This window comes from Agromyces sp. NPDC058484, assembly GCF_042720415.1.
GTDB lineage: Bacteria > Actinomycetota > Actinomycetes > Actinomycetales > Microbacteriaceae > Agromyces.
On the sequence record NZ_JBHXMP010000001.1, the window covers coordinates 58,657 to 74,002 of the forward strand.

15 protein-coding genes are annotated in these 15,346 nt (G+C 67.3%); 7 read left to right on the forward strand and 8 right to left on the reverse strand.

Features of this window, described 5'->3' with window-relative positions; genetic code table 11:
* Positions 1 to 34 precede the first annotated feature (34 nt).
* From coxB to ACFWN7_RS00275, 3 genes are read left to right on the forward strand one after another with little or no spacing between them, the layout of a single operon-like run.
* Positions 35 to 937 carry a cytochrome c oxidase subunit II gene (gene coxB / locus ACFWN7_RS00265; protein ID WP_376936639.1) on the forward strand — a complete coding sequence of 301 codons (903 nt, stop codon included), beginning with the start codon at positions 35 to 37 and terminating at the stop codon, positions 935 to 937.
* Positions 934 to 2,670 carry a cytochrome c oxidase subunit I gene (gene ctaD, locus ACFWN7_RS00270; protein ID WP_376936640.1) on the forward strand — a complete coding sequence of 579 codons (1,737 nt, stop codon included), beginning with the start codon at positions 934 to 936 and terminating at the stop codon, positions 2,668 to 2,670. Before coxB ends, ctaD begins: the two co-directional genes overlap by 4 nt.
* Positions 2,671 to 3,093: a cytochrome c oxidase subunit 4 gene (locus ACFWN7_RS00275; protein ID WP_376936641.1), complete on the forward strand. Its 423-nt coding sequence runs from the start codon at positions 2,671 to 2,673 to the stop codon at positions 3,091 to 3,093. It begins immediately after the preceding gene.
* A 64-nt stretch (positions 3,094 to 3,157) separates the two neighbouring features.
* On the opposite strand, the gene ACFWN7_RS00280 is transcribed toward ACFWN7_RS00275, so the two are convergent.
* From ACFWN7_RS00280 to ACFWN7_RS00300, 5 genes are read right to left on the reverse strand one after another with little or no spacing between them, the layout of a single operon-like run.
* Entirely contained in the window at positions 3,158 to 4,033 is an 876-nt protein-coding gene (locus tag ACFWN7_RS00280; protein WP_376936642.1) for a methyltransferase domain-containing protein, read from the reverse strand.
* Positions 4,034 to 4,064: 31 nt separating this feature from the next.
* Complete coding sequence (locus ACFWN7_RS00285) at positions 4,065 to 5,675, reverse strand: cytochrome bc complex cytochrome b subunit (protein WP_376936643.1); 1,611 nt, start codon at positions 5,673 to 5,675, stop codon at positions 4,065 to 4,067.
* Positions 5,672 to 6,748: a Rieske 2Fe-2S domain-containing protein gene (locus tag ACFWN7_RS00290; RefSeq protein WP_376936644.1), complete on the reverse strand. Its 1,077-nt coding sequence runs from the start codon at positions 6,746 to 6,748 to the stop codon at positions 5,672 to 5,674. The genes ACFWN7_RS00285 and ACFWN7_RS00290 overlap by 4 nt, the downstream gene beginning before the upstream one ends.
* Positions 6,749 to 6,785: 37 nt before the next feature.
* Positions 6,786 to 7,580 (reverse strand): c-type cytochrome, encoded by a 795-nt coding sequence (locus ACFWN7_RS00295; protein WP_376936646.1) that lies wholly within the window; start codon positions 7,578 to 7,580, stop codon positions 6,786 to 6,788.
* 46 nt (positions 7,581 to 7,626) lie between these two features.
* The gene (locus ACFWN7_RS00300; protein WP_376936647.1) at positions 7,627 to 8,265 is read right to left on the reverse strand and encodes a heme-copper oxidase subunit III; all 639 of its coding nucleotides are present in this window, start codon (positions 8,263 to 8,265) and stop codon (positions 7,627 to 7,629) included.
* Positions 8,266 to 8,394: 129 nt separating this feature from the next.
* On the opposite strand from ACFWN7_RS00300, the gene trpD reads away from it, so the two are divergent.
* Complete coding sequence (gene trpD, locus ACFWN7_RS00305) at positions 8,395 to 9,447, forward strand: anthranilate phosphoribosyltransferase (RefSeq protein WP_376936648.1); 1,053 nt, start codon at positions 8,395 to 8,397, stop codon at positions 9,445 to 9,447.
* A 96-nt stretch (positions 9,448 to 9,543) separates the two neighbouring features.
* On the opposite strand, the gene glpK is transcribed toward trpD, so the two are convergent.
* A complete protein-coding gene (glpK, locus tag ACFWN7_RS00310; RefSeq protein WP_376936649.1) occupies positions 9,544 to 11,064 on the reverse strand; it encodes a glycerol kinase GlpK in 1,521 nt (506 codons plus the stop codon).
* Between the two features lie 84 nt (positions 11,065 to 11,148).
* Positions 11,149 to 11,862, reverse strand: coding sequence for an MIP/aquaporin family protein (locus ACFWN7_RS00315; protein ID WP_376937094.1), 714 nt, complete (start codon positions 11,860 to 11,862; stop codon positions 11,149 to 11,151).
* Positions 11,863 to 12,128: 266 nt separating this feature from the next.
* Between ACFWN7_RS00315 and dhaK the strand changes: the two genes are divergently transcribed.
* The 3 genes from dhaK to dhaM are packed head-to-tail and all read left to right on the forward strand — an operon-like array spanning position 12,129 to position 14,504.
* Entirely contained in the window at positions 12,129 to 13,130 is a 1,002-nt protein-coding gene (gene dhaK, locus ACFWN7_RS00320) for a dihydroxyacetone kinase subunit DhaK (RefSeq protein WP_376936650.1), read from the forward strand.
* A gap of 11 nt (positions 13,131 to 13,141) precedes the next feature.
* Positions 13,142 to 13,789: a dihydroxyacetone kinase subunit DhaL gene (gene dhaL / locus ACFWN7_RS00325; RefSeq protein WP_376936652.1), complete on the forward strand. Its 648-nt coding sequence runs from the start codon at positions 13,142 to 13,144 to the stop codon at positions 13,787 to 13,789.
* A gap of 1 nt (position 13,790) precedes the next feature.
* Positions 13,791 to 14,504, forward strand: coding sequence for a dihydroxyacetone kinase phosphoryl donor subunit DhaM (gene dhaM, locus ACFWN7_RS00330; protein ID WP_376936653.1), 714 nt, complete (start codon positions 13,791 to 13,793; stop codon positions 14,502 to 14,504).
* A gap of 17 nt (positions 14,505 to 14,521) precedes the next feature.
* Here the strand turns inward: dhaM and ACFWN7_RS00335 are convergent, their stop codons facing one another.
* Positions 14,522 to 15,283: an SDR family NAD(P)-dependent oxidoreductase gene (locus ACFWN7_RS00335; protein ID WP_376936654.1), complete on the reverse strand. Its 762-nt coding sequence runs from the start codon at positions 15,281 to 15,283 to the stop codon at positions 14,522 to 14,524.
* Between the last annotated feature and the right edge of the window lie 63 nt (positions 15,284 to 15,346).

Consider the following 15,346-nt stretch of genomic DNA (forward strand, 5'->3'; position numbering starts at 1 on the left):
GTGAAGCGCCTTCGAGTCTCCCGAAAGGTCACCGGTGCGCCACAACCGCCGTCTCCGATTGGCTGCAATCCCGCTCGCAGCGATGCTCAGCCTCGTGCTCGCAGGATGCACCCAGGCCCAGCTGAACGGGTTCCTCCCCGGGTTCGTCGAGGGCGAGTCGCCCGTGACCAACCACACCGAGCGCGTCTCGGGTCTGTGGGTGACGTCGTGGCTCGTCCTCCTCGTGGTCGGCATCGTGACGTGGGGGCTCGCCATCTGGGCGGTCATCGCGTATCGTCGGCGCAAGGGCCAGACCGGCCTGCCGGTCCAGTTGCGGTACAACATGCCGATCGAGGTCTTCTACACGATCGTTCCGCTCATCCTGGTGCTGGGCTTCTTCGCCTTCACGGCGCGCGACCAGGCCGCGATCGAACAGCGGTTCGCCGAAGACGAGATCGACGTGCAGATCGAGGCCATCGGCAAGCAGTGGGCCTGGGACTTCAACTACGTCAAGGAAGACGTGTACTCGCCCGGCATCCAGGGCCAGCTGTCCGATGAGGGGACCGAGGGCTCGCTCGTGCAGTCGGAGCTGCCCACGCTCTACCTCCCGGTCGGGGCGAACGTCGAGATCAAGCTCGAGGCGCGTGACGTCATCCACTCCTTCTGGGTCGTGGACTTCCTCTACAAGAAGGACATGATCCCGGGCAAGACGAACTACATGTCGTTCATCCCCGAGCGTGAGGGAACCTACGCCGGCAAGTGCGCCGAGCTCTGCGGCGAGTACCACTCGCTCATGCTCTTCAACGTCGAGGTCGTCTCGGAGGCCGAGTACGAGGAGTACATCGAGTCGCTGCGCGATCTCGGCCAAGAGGGCCAGTTGTCGACCGACTACGACCGCAACCAGAACCAGCCCGGCGCTGGGGTTCCCGAACTGAAAGAGGAGCACGAAGCCGAATGAGCACCACGACCGCACCGGCTCGTCCGCAGTCGAGCAGCTTGCCGTTCGGCGCCTCCAAGGTCGAGCGCAAGGGAAACATCCTCGTCAGGTGGATCACCTCGACCGACCACAAGGTCATCGGGTACCTCTACCTGATCACGTCGTTCATCTACTTCTGCATCGGCGGCGTGATGGCCCTCATCATCCGCGCCCAGCTGTTCGAGCCCGGCCTGGAGATCATCCAGACCCGCGAGCAGTACAACCAGCTGTTCACGATGCACGGCACGATCATGCTGCTGATGTTCGCGACGCCGCTGTTCGCCGGGTTCGCGAACGTCCTCATGCCGCTGCAGATCGGTGCACCCGACGTCGCGTTCCCGCGCCTCAACGCGTTCGCGTACTGGCTCTTCAACTTCGGGTCGTTCATCGCCGTGGCCGGCTTCTTCACCCCGCAGGGTGCGGCCTCGTTCGGATGGTTCGCCTATCAGCCGCTGGCCTCCACCACGTTCTCGCCGGGAGTCGGCGGCAACCTCTGGATGCTCGGCCTCGGCCTCTCGGGCTTCGGCACGATCCTCGGTGCGGTGAACTTCATCACGACGATCATCACGATGCGCGCCCCCGGCATGACCATGTTCCGCATGCCCATCTTCACGTGGAACACGCTCGTCACGTCGATCCTCATCCTGATGGCGTTCCCCGTGCTCGCGGCGGCGATCCTCGCCGCCGGCGCCGACCGCATCTTCGGGGCGCACATCTACGACCCGGCCAACGGCGGTGTCATCCTCTGGCAGCACCTGTTCTGGTTCTTCGGACACCCCGAGGTGTACATCATCGCGCTGCCGTTCTTCGGCATCGTGTCGGAGGTCTTCCCCGTATTCAGCCGCAAGCCGATCTTCGGGTACAAGACGCTGATCTACGCGACGATCGCGATCGCGGCCCTCTCGGTCACCGTCTGGGCGCATCACATGTACGTGACCGGATCAGTGCTCCTGCCGTTCTTCGCGCTCATGACGATGCTCATCGCGGTGCCGACCGGCGTGAAGATCTTCAACTGGATCGGCACGATGTGGCGAGGGTCGATCACGTTCGAGACACCGCTCGTATGGTCGCTCGGCTTCCTCATCACGTTCGTGTTCGGTGGCCTGACCGGCGTCATCCTGGCGTCGCCACCGCTCGACTTCCACGTCTCCGACACGTACTTCGTCGTCGCGCACTTCCACTACGTCGTCTTCGGCACGGTCGTGTTCGCGATGTTCGCCGGCTTCTACTTCTGGTGGCCGAAGTGGACCGGCAAGATGCTCAACGAGACCCTCGGCAAGTGGCACTTCTGGCTGCTCTTCATCGGCTTCCACACGACGTTCCTCATCCAGCACTGGCTCGGAGTCGTCGCGATGCCCCGTCGGTACTACTCGTACCTGCCTGAAGACAACGTCACGTGGATGAACCAGCTGTCCACGGTCGGCGCGGGCATCCTCGCGGTCTCGCTCATCCCGTTCTTCCTGAACGTCTACATCACGGCTCGACGTGCACCCAGGGTGACCGTCAACGACCCGTGGGGCTACGGACGTTCGCTCGAGTGGGCAACCAGCTGCCCGCCGCCTCGACACAACTTCACGTCGATCCCGCGCATCCGTTCGGAGTCGCCCGCGTTCGACCTGAATCATCCCGAGGCGGGTATTCCAGTGGGGATCGGTCCGGCGAAGGACGCGCCCGAGTCCCCGGTGTACGACGCAGCGACGAAGGAAGTCAAGTAGATGCGCGCGAATGTCATCCTGTTCTGGATCCTGGCGGTATTCTTCGCCCTGTCCGCCGCAGTCTATGCATTCTGGAGCGCCATCGATGAGGTGGATCCAGGCATGGAATGGGCGGGCACCGTCGCGCTCTCGCTCACCGCGGTCCTCGCCGCATTCATCGCCTTCTACCTCGGTCGCGTGCACAGCGCGCAGGGTGCGGAGCTCCCTGAAGACCGCCTCGACGCGAACATCGACGACGGCGACCCCGAACTCGGGTTCTTCAGCCCGTGGAGCTGGTGGCCGATCGCGCTGGCCGCGTCCGCTGCGTTGGCGTTCCTCGGCCTCGCCATCGGCTTCTGGATCGCGTTCATCGCCGTTCCGCTGTTCGTCATCAGCATCGTGGGCTGGGTCTACGAGTACTACCGCGGCAACTTCGCACGCTGACCTCAGTCGTTCGAACGCCCGGCGCCTCGTCGCGCCGGGCGTTCCTCGTTTCCGCGAAGCGGCGTCAGGAGGAGTCGGGTTCGCGCAGGAACGCAAGCACGTCGACGGAGACGGTGACGCGCGACGGTTGCGACGGCTCGTCGGATGCGGAGTTCTCGGAGACTGCGAGGCCACCCGCGCGAGTGTGGTGGGCGGACGGCCCCATCCCCACGATCGCGGCGCGCTGCGCGGCGTCCACGGTGGCGCTGTACTCCAGTCTCACGGCGACCGAAGGCGAGAAGCCGGCTGAGACGAGCTGTGCGCTCACCCGGGCGTCCTTTCCGGCCGGAATGTCGAGCAGACCGCCGACACGCCGAAGCTCTCCCAGATGGCGGGCTGTCGGCACGACGAGGACGAGCACGCCGTCGCGGCGGAGGACCCGGGCGAACTCTCGAGGGTTCCGCGGTGCGAACACGTTGATGGCCAGGTCCGCGGCGGAATCACGGAGCGGCAGGGGGCGCCAGAGGTCGAGCACGACGCTGGTCGAGCGGGGGACGGCGCGTGCCGCCATTCGCACGGCGACGGGGGAGCGGTCCGCCGCAAGGAACTCGGCGGATGGGAGGGCTTCTGCGAGTCGGGAGGCATAGTACCCTGTGCCGCATCCAAGGTCGGCCACGCGGAGTGCTGCGTCGCCCGTGCGAGATGCGGCGTCGCCCGACGCGGTCACGATCGCATCGGCGATCGGATCGAACACACCAGAACCGAGGAGACGCGCTCGCGCCTCGAGCATCTCACGGCTATCGCCGATCGTGTGCGGAGCACGCGGCGGCAGCAGTGAGACCGTGCCGTGCCTCGAGAGGTCGTAGCGGTGTCCGCTCTCGCACCCGAGCGTGCGGTCGCCGGCAGGGGAGAGCGGGAGGAAGCAGTTCGGGCACCGGAGCCAGGTCGAATCGATCGACATGGGTCCGATGCCCGAATCCGTCAGCGCCGGATCAGTGATGGGTGGAGTGCGAGGCCTCGAGCTCACCCTTTGTGACCGGAGCGATTCGGTCCTCGAAGAACCACCGCGAGAACGACGCACGCACCTGCTGCCCGATCGTGATCTTTCCACGGGCATTCGGGCGGATCATGAGGGGCGCGTAGCTCTCGTAGCTCACGAGCCTCCAGCGTTCGTACTCGTCGAGGGGCTGGTGCACCTCGATGAACTCGCCGCCGGGCAGCTTCACGATGCGGCCCGACTCGTAGCCGTGCAGCACGATCTCGCGGTCCTTCTTCTGCAGCGCGAGGCACACGCGCTTGGTGATGAAGTAGGCGATGAACGGGCCGATGATCACCGTCGCCTGCAGGGCGTGGATGACGCCCTCCATCGTGAGCGAGAAGTGCGTCGCGAGGATGTCGGAGCTCGCCGCTGCCCAGAGGCCGGCGTAGAACGTCACCCCGGCCGCTCCGATCGCGGTGCGGGTCGGTGCGTTTCGCGGACGGTCGGCGATGTGGTGCTCCCGCTTGTCTCCCTTGATCCAGGCCTCGATGAACGGGTATGCGACCACGAGGAGGATGAAGACCCCGATCGCGATCAGGGGCACGAGGATGTTGAACGACCAGGTGCGGTCGAGCCACACGAACTCCCAGCCCGGCGGGATCAGACGCAGGGCGCCGTCGGCGAAGCCGATGTACCAGTCGGGTTGGGTACCGGCGGAGACGGGCGACGGGTCGTAGGGACCGTAGTTCCAGATCGGGTTGATCGTGAACAACGCCGCGATGAGGGAGATGACGCCCCAGATGATGAACACGAAGCCGCCGGCCTTCGCCGCATAGATGGGCAGGATGGGCGGGCCGACCGAGTTCGTCGGCTCGCGTCCGGGGCCGGCGAACTGGGTGTGCTTGTGGATGAACACGTAGCCCACGTGTACGGCGATGAGCGCGACGACGAGCGCCGGGAGAAGCAGGATGTGCAGCGTGTAGAGGCGCCCGACGATCGCCGTGCCGGGGAACTCGCCGCCGAAGAGGAGGAACGAGGTCCACGTCCCGATGAGCGGGATGCCCTTGATCATGCCGTCGATGATGCGGAGTCCGTTGCCCGACAGGAGGTCGTCAGGCAGCGAATAGCCCGTGAACCCCTCGGCCATGGCGAGGATGAAGAGGATGAAGCCGAACACCCAGTTGATCTCGCGCGGCTTGCGGAATGCACCGGTGAAGAACACGCGGAGCATGTGCAGGCCGATTGCGGCGACGAAGAGCAGCGCCGCCCAGTGGTGCATCTGCCGCACGAAGAGTCCGCCGCGGATGTCGAACGAGATGTCGAGCGTCGACGCCATCGCCACCGACATCTCGACGCCCTTGAGCGGCACATAGGAGCCGTCGTAGTGCACCTCGGCCATCGAGGCCTGGAAGAAGAAGGTCAGGAACGTGCCCGACACCAGGACCACGATGAAGCTGAAGAGCGCGACCTCGCCGAGCAGGAACGACCAGTGGTCGGGGAACGCCTTGCGTCCGAGCCCCTTGATCGCGACGGCGAGACCGGTGCGGTCATTGACGTAGTCGGATGCCGCCGCCGTGAACGAGCGCTTGACGGGCGCGGGTGATTGGGTCGATGCGGTGGTCAATGACGCTCCCAGAAGCTCGGGCCGACGGGTTCGGTGAAGTCGCTCTGCGCGATGAGGTACCCCTCGTCGTCTACCGCGATCGGCAACTGCGGCAGAGGGCGCTTCGCCGGGCCGAAGATGACCTCGCAGTGGTTCGTCACGTCGAACTGCGACTGGTGGCATGGGCAGAGCAGGTGGTGCGTGTGCTGCTCGTACAGCGCCACCGGGCATCCGACGTGCGTGCAGATCTTCGAGTAGGCGACGATGCCGTCGTACGACCACGACTCACGATCGGGCGTTTCGTTCAGCTCGCTCGGCTCGAGGCGCATGAGCAGGACGGCGGCCTTCGCCTTCTCTTCGAGCTTGCCGTGCTCGAGCTCGTTGAGGCCCTCGGGAATGACGTGGAAGGCGCTGCCGATCGTGACGTCGGACGCCTTGATCGGCACGCCCGAGGGGTCGAGCGCGAGGCGCGTGCCCTTCGCCCACATGGTGTGGCTGAGGAGTTCGACCGGGAGCTGGTCTTGGGGCGCGAGTCCCCGGAAGAGCACCACGGCAGGCAGCGGGAAGACGAGGAGTGCTCCGATGAGGCTGTTCCGGATGACCGAGCGGCGCGAGAAGCCCGACTCCTCGTCGGCCTCGCGGAACACCTCGACGGCGCCCTGCTTCGTGGCCTCGGTGCCGCCGATGGGGTGACGGATGTCGACCGACTCGGGCGAGGTCATGAGCGACTTGCCCCAGTGCACGGCGCCGAACCCGATGCCGAGCAACGCGAGCGTCACCCCGAGACCGATGAACATGTTGTTGTCGCGAACGGCGCCCACGTCGTTGGACTCGATCGGGAACAGCATGTATGCGGCGATCGCCCACACGCTGCCGAGGATCGAGAGGTAGAAGAGCGTGTAGACCGTGCGCTGCGCCCGGTTCTCGCGCTTCGGGTCTTCGTCGGTGACACGCGGACGGTGCGGCTCGAAGCCGGGGTTCTCGAACCCGTCGTGCGGGATGACGGCTGTGCCGGTCGAGCCGGCGAATTCCGGCGCGGCGTGCGACGAGTCTGCAGCGGCGAGCTCAGTGCCGCTGTGGTCGTCCTGTGCCATGGTTCTCCTTCTTCAGTACTTCGGTGCCGGGTGAGCGCTAGTTCGACTTCGCCGTGATCCACACGGTGATCGCGACGATCGCGCCGAGACCGAAGATCCAGATGAACAGGCCCTCTGCGACCGGTCCGAGCGAACCCAGTTCGAAACCGCCGGGCGAGCGATTGTCCTGCAGGTACTGGAGGTACGTGATGATGTCGCGCTTGTCTTCGGGCGAGATGTTCAGGTCGTTGAACACCGGCATGTTCTGCGGGCCGGTGACCATGGCCTCGTAGATGTGCACGCCCGAGACATCCGTCAGCGGGGGAGCGAACTTGCCCTCGGTGAGCGCGCCTCCCGCGCCGGCCACGTTGTGACACATCGCGCAGTTGATGCGGAAGAGCTCGGCACCGTTCGCGGCGTCGCCGCCGCCGTTCACCAGATGGTCGGCGGGGATCTCGGGGCCGGGGCCCAGCGAGGCGACGTAGTACGCGAGCTGCTTGACCTGTTCGTCGGTGAACTGCGGCGGCTTCTGCTGCGCCTGGGGGCCCTGCATCTGCATGGGCATGCGGCCGGTGCCGACCTGGAAGTCGACGGATGCCGCGCCGACCCCGATGAGGCTCGGACCGGTGCCGGTTCCCTGCGCCTCGAGCCCGTGGCAGGTGGCGCAGTTCGCCTGGAAGAGCTTCTTGCCCTGCTCGATCGTCTCCTGCGAGTTCGGGTCCACTTCGGCCTGGGCAGCGGTGCCCGTGCTGAGTGCCGCGTACGCACCGCCGGTGAAGACGAGTCCGAGTGCCAGCAGTGCGACGGTGGCGAGCGGGTGCCGGCGTCCGGTGCGTCGCTTCGAGCGGTTCATTGGGTTCTTCCTGTTCGCGGGCATGCTGTTCGTGGCGATCCTGCGGCTATTTGAGGACGTAGATGACGAGGAACAGGCCGATCCAGACGACGTCGACGAAGTGCCAGTAGTACGACACGACGATGGCGCTCGTGGCCTCGCGGTGGCCGAAGTTCTTGACGGAGAACACTCGGCCGATGACGAGGAGGAACGCGATCAGACCGCCGGTGACGTGCAGTCCGTGGAAGCCGGTGGTGAGGTAGAAGGCGGAGCCGTAGGAGTTCGAATCGATCGCGATGCCCTCGGAGACGAGCGTCGCATACTCCCAGACCTGGCCGGCGACGAAGATCGCGCCCATCGCATAGGTGAGGAAGAACCACTCGACCATGCCCCACTGGCTCGGCTTCCACCCGGTGGCATACGGCTGGAGTCGCTCGGCGGCGAACACGCCGAACTGGCACGTGAAGGACGACAGCACGAGGATGATGGTGTTCGTCAGCGAGAACGGGAAGTTCAGGCGATCGGCCTCGAACGCCCAGAGATCGGGCGACGTCGACCGCAGCGTGAAGTAGATCGCGAACAGGCCGGCGAAGAACATGACCTCGCTGCCGAGCCAGACGATCGTTCCCACCGCAACGGTATTCGGTCGCTTGATCACGGGCGCGCTCGCCTGATAAGTGATTGAGGTGCTCGTCACGCTCACCATTATGGCCGAAATCGCGGTTGAGTTTTCGTCAACTGGGGCGCCGTGTCAACGGGATGCGGTCGGGGAACCCTGAATTGCACCGTATGGCGCCCGGGAATCCGCCGTGAATCCGGTCGGTAGGATCTGCTCATGCCCACAGCACAGAACTGGCCGGCCATCATCAGCGCGCTCCTCGAGGGGGAGGACCTCAGCGTCTCGGACGCCGCATGGTGCATGGAACAGGTCATGACGGGCACGGCGACCCCGGCACAGCTCGCAGCGTTCCTCGTCACGCTTCACGTGAAGGGCGAGACCGTCGATGAGATCGTCGGCTTCCGCGACGCCGTGCTCGAGCACGCTGTTCCGCTGGCCGTCGACCCGATGGCGCTCGACATCGTGGGCACCGGGGGCGATCGATACGGCACGGTGAACGTGTCGACGATGGCCTCGGTCGTCGCCGCGGCATCCGGAGTCCCGGTGATCAAGCACGGCAATCGCGCGGCGAGCTCTGCATCGGGTTCGTCCGACGTGCTCGCCGCGCTCGGCTTCGACCTGTCGCTCCCTGCCGAACGCGTCGCCGGCGTGCTGAAGGAGGCGGGCATCACCTTCGCCTATGCGGCGGCGTTCCACCCCGGCTTCAAGCATGCCGCGGCCGTGCGGTCGGAGCTCGGCGTGCCGACAGTCTTCAATTTCCTCGGCCCGCTCTGCAACCCGGCCCGCCCCGAGGCATCCGCAGTCGGCGTCGCCCACCTCGACCGGGTGCCGCTGATCGTCGGCGTGTTCCAGACCCGCGGCGCGACGGCCCTCGTGTTCCGCGGCGACGACGGGCTCGACGAGCTCACCACGACCGGGCACAGCCACGTGTGGGAGGTGTCGCGCGGCACCGTGAAGGAACACGACCTCGACCCCCGCGAGCTGGGGATAGCGCGGGCGAAGATGGACGACCTCATCGGAGGGGATGCCGCGCACAACGCCGCGATCGTGCACCGCGTGCTCGGCGGCGAACGCGGACCGGTGCGTGACATCGTCGTGTTGAATGCGGCGGCCGGGCTCGTCTCGTTCGAGCTGGCGAAGGATCCGAGCCAGTTCCAGCGGGCGATCCTCGATCGCTTCCGTGACAAGATCGCCGTGGCCGAGGAGGCGATCGACAGCGGGGCGGCAACTCGGAAGCTCGATGACTGGATCGCCGCGACGAAGCGCTGATCTCGTTCTCCGGCGCATCCCGGCAGGTGGTGCCACGACTGGCGTCGGAACGCGAACGGCCCCGCGGTCGCCGCGGAGCCGTTCGCGTGGCTCAGGTCATTCGTGCGACACGTCGGCGTCGACCCAGTCGAACGTCTTCGTGACGGCCTTCTTCCACAGGCGCAGCTGGCGCTCGCGCTCCTGGTCGTCCATCTGCGGCTCCCAGCGGGAGTCCTCCTGCCAGTTGGCGCGAAGGTCGTCGAGACCCGACCAGAAGCCGACCGCGAGGCCGGCCGCATAGGCTGCGCCGAGGGCGGTGGTCTCCGCGACGACGGGACGGATGACGGGCACGCCGAGGATGTCGGCCTGGAACTGCATGAGCATGTTGTTCGCGATCATCCCGCCGTCGACCTTCAGCTCCGTGAGCTCCACCCCGGAGTCGGCGTTGACTGCGTCGAGCACCTCCCGGGTCTGGAACGCCGTCGCCTCGAGCGCCGCACGCGCGATATGCCCCTTGTTCACGTAGCGGGTGAGGCCCACGAGTGCACCGCGTGCGTCGGGCCGCCAGTACGGCGCGAACAGGCCCGAGAATGCCGGCACGAAGTACGCGCCGCCGTTGTCGTCGACGGTCTTCGCGAGTTCCTCGATCTCAGGAGCGCTGGAGATGAGCCCGAGGTTGTCACGCAGCCACTGGACGAGCGAGCCCGTGACGGCGATCGCGCCCTCGAGCGCATAGTGCGGCTTGTCGTCGCCCAGCTTGTAGCCGAGCGTCGTGAGCAACCCGTTCTTCGAGTGGACGATCTCCTCCCCGGTGTTGAAGATGAGGAAGTTGCCCGTGCCGTAGGTGTTCTTCGACTCGCCCGGGTCGAACGCAGCCTGGCCGAAGGTCGCCGCCTGCTGGTCGCCGAGGATGCCGGACACGGGGACCTCGCGCAGGAGACTCGACGGCTCCACCGTGCCGTAGACCTCGGAGGAGGCCTTGATCTCGGGGAGCATCGACTTCGGCACGCCGAACGCTTCGAGGATGTCGTCGCGCCAGCTGAGGGTCTCGAGGTCCATGAACATCGTGCGGCTCGCGTTCGTGACATCCGTCGCATGCACTCCACCGTCGACGCCGCCCGTGAGATTCCAGAGGACCCACGAGTCCGTCGTGCCGAAGAGGAGGTCGCCCGCCTCGGCCTTCTCGCGGGCGCCCTCGACGTTCTCGAGGATCCACACGATCTTCGTGCCAGAGAAATACGTCGCAAGCGGCAGGCCCACGACCTGCTTGAAACGCTCGACGCCGCCGTCGGCTGCGAGCCGGTCGACGATCGGCTGGGTGCGTGTGTCCTGCCAGACGATCGCGTTGTAGACGGGTTCGCCGGTGGTCTTGTCCCACACGACGGAGGTCTCGCGCTGGTTGGTGATGCCCACGGCGGCGATGTCGTGGCGGGTGAGATCGGCCTTGCCGAGCGCCTGCCCGATCACCTCGCGGGTGTTTCGCCAGATCTCCATCGGGTCGTGCTCGACCCAGCCGGCCTTCGGGAAGATCTGCTCGTGCTCGAGCTGACCCGTCGCGACGATGGACCCCTTCTTGTCGAAGATGATCGCGCGCGACGACGTCGTGCCCTGGTCGATAGCCAGGATGTAGTCGGCCATGATGTACCTCTTCTTCGTTCGTCAGTGTGTGCGGGAAGCGCGCCGCTACCGTGCCGGACAAGAGAGCCGGCCGGGTCGCGGGTGTCAGCCGATGATCGGCAGGAGCGGAATGGCCACCAGGCCGGCCAGGATGCCGCCGACGACAGGTCCGACGACCGGAACCCATGAGTAGGACCAGTCGCTCGACCCCTTGCCCTGGATGGGGAGCACGAAGTGGGCGATGCGCGGACCGAGGTCGCGGGCCGGGTTGATGGCGTAGCCGGTCGGGCCACCGAGGGACACGCCGATCGCGATCACCAGGAAGGCGACGGGGATGGCACCGAGTTCTGCCGGCGTCCCGCCCCGGCTGAAGGCGATGATGACGAAGACGAGGACGAAGGTGCCGATGACCTCGGTGACGAGGTTCCAGCCGTAGGAACGGATCGCCGGGCCCGTCGAGAACACGCCGAGTTTGCTGGCCGGATCCGGCTCCTCGTTGAAGTGGTTCCGGTAGGCGAGCCACATCACGACTGCACCGAGGAATGCGCCGATGAGCTCGGCACCGATATAGGTGATCGTCGTGAGCACGTTCACGGGAATTCCCGGCACATACTCGCCGGTGCCCTCGGCGAGCTGGTACATCGCCTGGCCCAGCGTCACGGCGGGGTTCAGGTGCGCCCCCGAGTTGAATGCCACGATGACGCCGGCGAAGACGGCGAAGCCCCATCCGATGGTGACCATGAGGAACCCGCCGCCGAAGCCCTTGTTCTTGATGAGCGCGACGTTCGCGACGACGCCACAACCGAGAAGCGTCAGCATCGCAGTACCGACGATCTCCGAGAGGAAAACTGCACCGAGATTCTCCACCTGACCATCCATCCTCTTCGCTTGGCCCCGAACGCTTCGCCCAGGGGCGGAACACTGCCCACCATACTCAGCCCACGTTCAGGTGGGAATGGGCGGGCGGCATTTCCGCGAAGCCCCTACCGACAGGCCGACGCGCTGGCGTAGGTTGACGGGAAGCGCTTCGTCGGCGCCGATGCACGGTCGTGCGGCGTGCGGCAGCCAGGGGAGAAGGGACACCTGTGAAGAAGATCATCAACGATCCGAAACGCGTCGTCGACGAGTCGGTCGCCGGGTTCGGGCTCGCACACGCCGACATCGTGCGCGTGCAGATGGACCCGATCCACGTCGCCCGCGCCGACGCACCGATCGCCGGCAAGGTCGGCATCGTCAGCGGCGGCGGCAGCGGCCATGAGCCGCTGCACGCGGGTTTCGTCGGGTTCGGCATGCTCGACGCCGCCGTGCCGGGCGCCGTCTTCACGTCGCCGACGCCCGATCCGATCCTCGCCGCCACGAAGGCCGTCGACGGCGGTGCAGGAGTGCTCCACATCGTGAAGAACTACACGGGCGACGTGCTCAACTTCGAGACGGCGGCCGATCTGGCGGCAGCCGAGGGCATCACGGTGCGAGCGGTCGTCACCGACGACGATGTCGCCGTCAAGGATTCCCTCTACACGGCCGGCCGGCGCGGTGTGGGCGGAACCGTGCTCGTCGAGAAGATCACGGGCGCCGCCGCCGAACGCGGCGACTCGCTCGACGAGGTCGCGGCCGTCGCCGAACGCGTGAACGAGAACGTCCGCTCGATGGGCCTCGCACTCACGCCATGTATCGTGCCGCACGCCGGAGAGCCGAGCTTCACCCTCGCCGAGGACGAGATCGAGATCGGCATCGGCATCCACGGCGAGCCCGGACGCGAGCGCGTCAAGCTCGAGCCGGCCGACCGGCTCGTCGACCGTTTGATCGACCCGATCCTCGACGATCTGGGGCTCGCCGACGGCGACCGCGTGCTGCTCTTCGTGAACGGCATGGGAGGAACGCCGCTCGTCGAGCTCTACCTCGCCTATCGGCGCGCCGCCGAACGGCTCGAAGAGCACGGCATAGACATCGCTCGCTCGCTCGTCGGCAACTACATCACCTCGCTCGAGATGCAGGGGATGTCGATCACGATGCTCCGGCTCGACGACGAGATGATCGAACTGTGGGATTCCCCGGTGCAGACCGCGGCACTTCGGTGGGGACGATAGAGGAGGCAACCGTGGGGCTGGACATCACCTGGGCAGTGGACTGGGTCAGGCGGAGCGCGGACGTCGTGGCCGAGCATCGGGTCGAGCTCATCACGCTCGATCGCGAGATCGGTGACGGCGACCACGGCGAGAACATGGATCGCGGTTTTCAGGCCGTGCTCCCGAAACTCGACGACCTGCCCGCCGGGTCCACGCCCGGTGACGTGCTCAAGCTCGTCGCGACGACCCTCATCTCCACCGTAGGCGGCGCGGCAGGGCCGCTCTACGGCACGGCGTACCTCAAGGGCGCCGTCGCCGCCGACTCGGCGACCTCGCTCGACGGCCAGGCCGTCGCCGCAGTCCTCGCAGCGGCTCGGGACGGCATCGTGCTGCGAGGCAAGGCCGAGCCCGGTGACAAGACCATGATCGACGCGTGGACCCCCGCCGTCGACGCTGCGGAGGCGGCCGCTTCGGACGGTGCGGATGCCGCGGCGGTGCTCACGGCCGCGGCCGACGCGGCCGAGGCGGGAGCGGTCGCGACCGAGCCGCTCGTCGCCCGCAAGGGACGCGCGAGCTACCTCGGCGAGCGGTCGGCCGGCCACCGGGATCCGGGGGCGCAGTCGACCGCGCTCCTGCTGCGCGCAGCCGCCGAGACGGCATCCGCCGCGGCGGGAGCCTGAGGTGGCGGCATCCGGCAGGGTCGGCGTGGTCTTCGTGTCGCACTCCACGCGCATCGCGGAGGGGCTCGTCGACCTTGCGCGTCAGATGGCGCCGTCGGCCGCGCTCGTCGCGGCCGGCGGCACGGACGACGGGCGGATCGGCACGAGCTTCGACCTCGTGAGCGGCGCCATCGCCGATGCCGATTCCGGCGAGGGCGTCGCAGTGCTCTGCGACCTGGGCTCGGCCATCCTGACGGCTGAGACCGCGCTCGATTTTCTCGACGACGAGACGCGTGCTCGCGTGCGCATCGTGGATGCGCCGCTGGTCGAAGGGGGAGTGGCCGCGGCGGTGGCCGCCGAGGCCGGCGACGACCTCGGCCACGTGGTCGCCGCGGCGGAGTCGGCACGGGGCGGGGGCGGAGCCGTCGCGGAGAACGGCGCGGCCGCGGCATCCGGCGCTCCTCTGGAATCGCCACCGGCGGCCGGCTCGCGCACGGTGACGCTCGTCAACGCAGACGGGCTGCACGCGCGGCCGGCCGCCGAGCTCGTGAAGCTCGCGAGCACGTTCCCGCAGAAGGTGACCGTGAACGGCGCCGACGCGAAGAGCCTGCTCGGCATCATGTCACTCGGACTCACGAGGGGCGCGACCGTCGAGATCGCGAGCGACGACCCCGACGGGCTCGCGGCCGTCGAGGCGATCGTCGCGCTGGCCGAGTCGGGCTTCGGCGAGCACTGAGGCCGGCGGCTCCGCGGTCAATTGCCGCCGGCGACACGGATGTCGGCACCCGAGGTGTACGAGGCATCCGCTGAGAAGAGGTACGCGACGGCCCCGGCGACCTCGTGCACCTCGCCCGGACGCCGCATCGGGATGTTCGGCGCGCGCTCGTCGGGCGCGTTCGGGCGCCCGGCAGCGGCGTGGATCTCGGTGCGGGTCGTTCCGGGAGAGACGGTGTTCACGCGCACGCCGACCGCCCCGAACTCCTTCGAGGTGCCCGTGGTGAGGGCGTTGATCGCCGCCTTGCTCATCGCATACGGGATGTACGTGTTCGGTGCGCCGCTCCTGGCAGCACCCGATGAGATGTTGACGACGCAACCGCCGATGCCGCCCCGATCCGTCGCCATGTGCGCGATGGCCGCGCGGGTCAGCACGATGGGCGCGAGCACGTTGACGCGGAAGAGGTGTTCGGCCTCCTCGATCGAGCCGTCGAGGAAACCGCCGATGCGGCCGGTGATGCCCGCGTTGTTCACGAGGCCGGTGACGGTGCCGAACTCGGCGATCGCCGCCGGCACGACCGACGCCGCCTGGTCGAGGTCGCCGAGGTCGATGCGGAGCAGCATCACGCGAGCACCGGATGCCTCGCAGACGCGCGCGACGTCCGCGGCATCCGCTTCGCGCTCCCGAAAGGTCAGCGCGAGGTCGTGTCCGTCGGCAGCGAGCCGTTCGGCGATCGCCGCGCCGATGCCGCGGCTGGCACCAGTGATGATGGTGACCGGGCGAGTCGGGGCATCCGTCATGGTCTCCACTGTAGGGGCGTCGGTGGGCGAGTTCGTCCGAGTGGCGCTCGTCGCCCACGTGCC

Excerpts from the sequence above, each read along its gene's own strand:
- ctaD (WP_376936640.1), top strand. The coding sequence starts at position 934 with ATGAGCACCACGACCGCACCGGCTCGTCCGCAGTCGAGCAGCTTGCCG.
- ACFWN7_RS00275 (WP_376936641.1), top strand. The coding sequence starts at position 2,671 with ATGCGCGCGAATGTCATCCTGTTCTGGATCCTGGCGGTATTCTTCGCC.
- ACFWN7_RS00280 (WP_376936642.1), bottom strand. The coding sequence starts at position 4,033 with ATGTCGATCGATTCGACCTGGCTCCGGTGCCCGAACTGCTTCCTCCCG.
- ACFWN7_RS00290 (WP_376936644.1), bottom strand. The coding sequence starts at position 6,748 with ATGGCACAGGACGACCACAGCGGCACTGAGCTCGCCGCTGCAGACTCG.
- ACFWN7_RS00295 (WP_376936646.1), bottom strand. The coding sequence starts at position 7,580 with ATGAACCGCTCGAAGCGACGCACCGGACGCCGGCACCCGCTCGCCACC.
- ACFWN7_RS00300 (WP_376936647.1), bottom strand. The coding sequence starts at position 8,265 with ATGGTGAGCGTGACGAGCACCTCAATCACTTATCAGGCGAGCGCGCCC.
- trpD (WP_376936648.1), top strand. The coding sequence starts at position 8,395 with ATGCCCACAGCACAGAACTGGCCGGCCATCATCAGCGCGCTCCTCGAG.
- glpK (WP_376936649.1), bottom strand. The coding sequence starts at position 11,064 with ATGGCCGACTACATCCTGGCTATCGACCAGGGCACGACGTCGTCGCGC.
- ACFWN7_RS00315 (WP_376937094.1), bottom strand. The coding sequence starts at position 11,862 with ATGCTGACGCTTCTCGGTTGTGGCGTCGTCGCGAACGTCGCGCTCATC.
- ACFWN7_RS00335 (WP_376936654.1), bottom strand. The coding sequence starts at position 15,283 with ATGACGGATGCCCCGACTCGCCCGGTCACCATCATCACTGGTGCCAGC.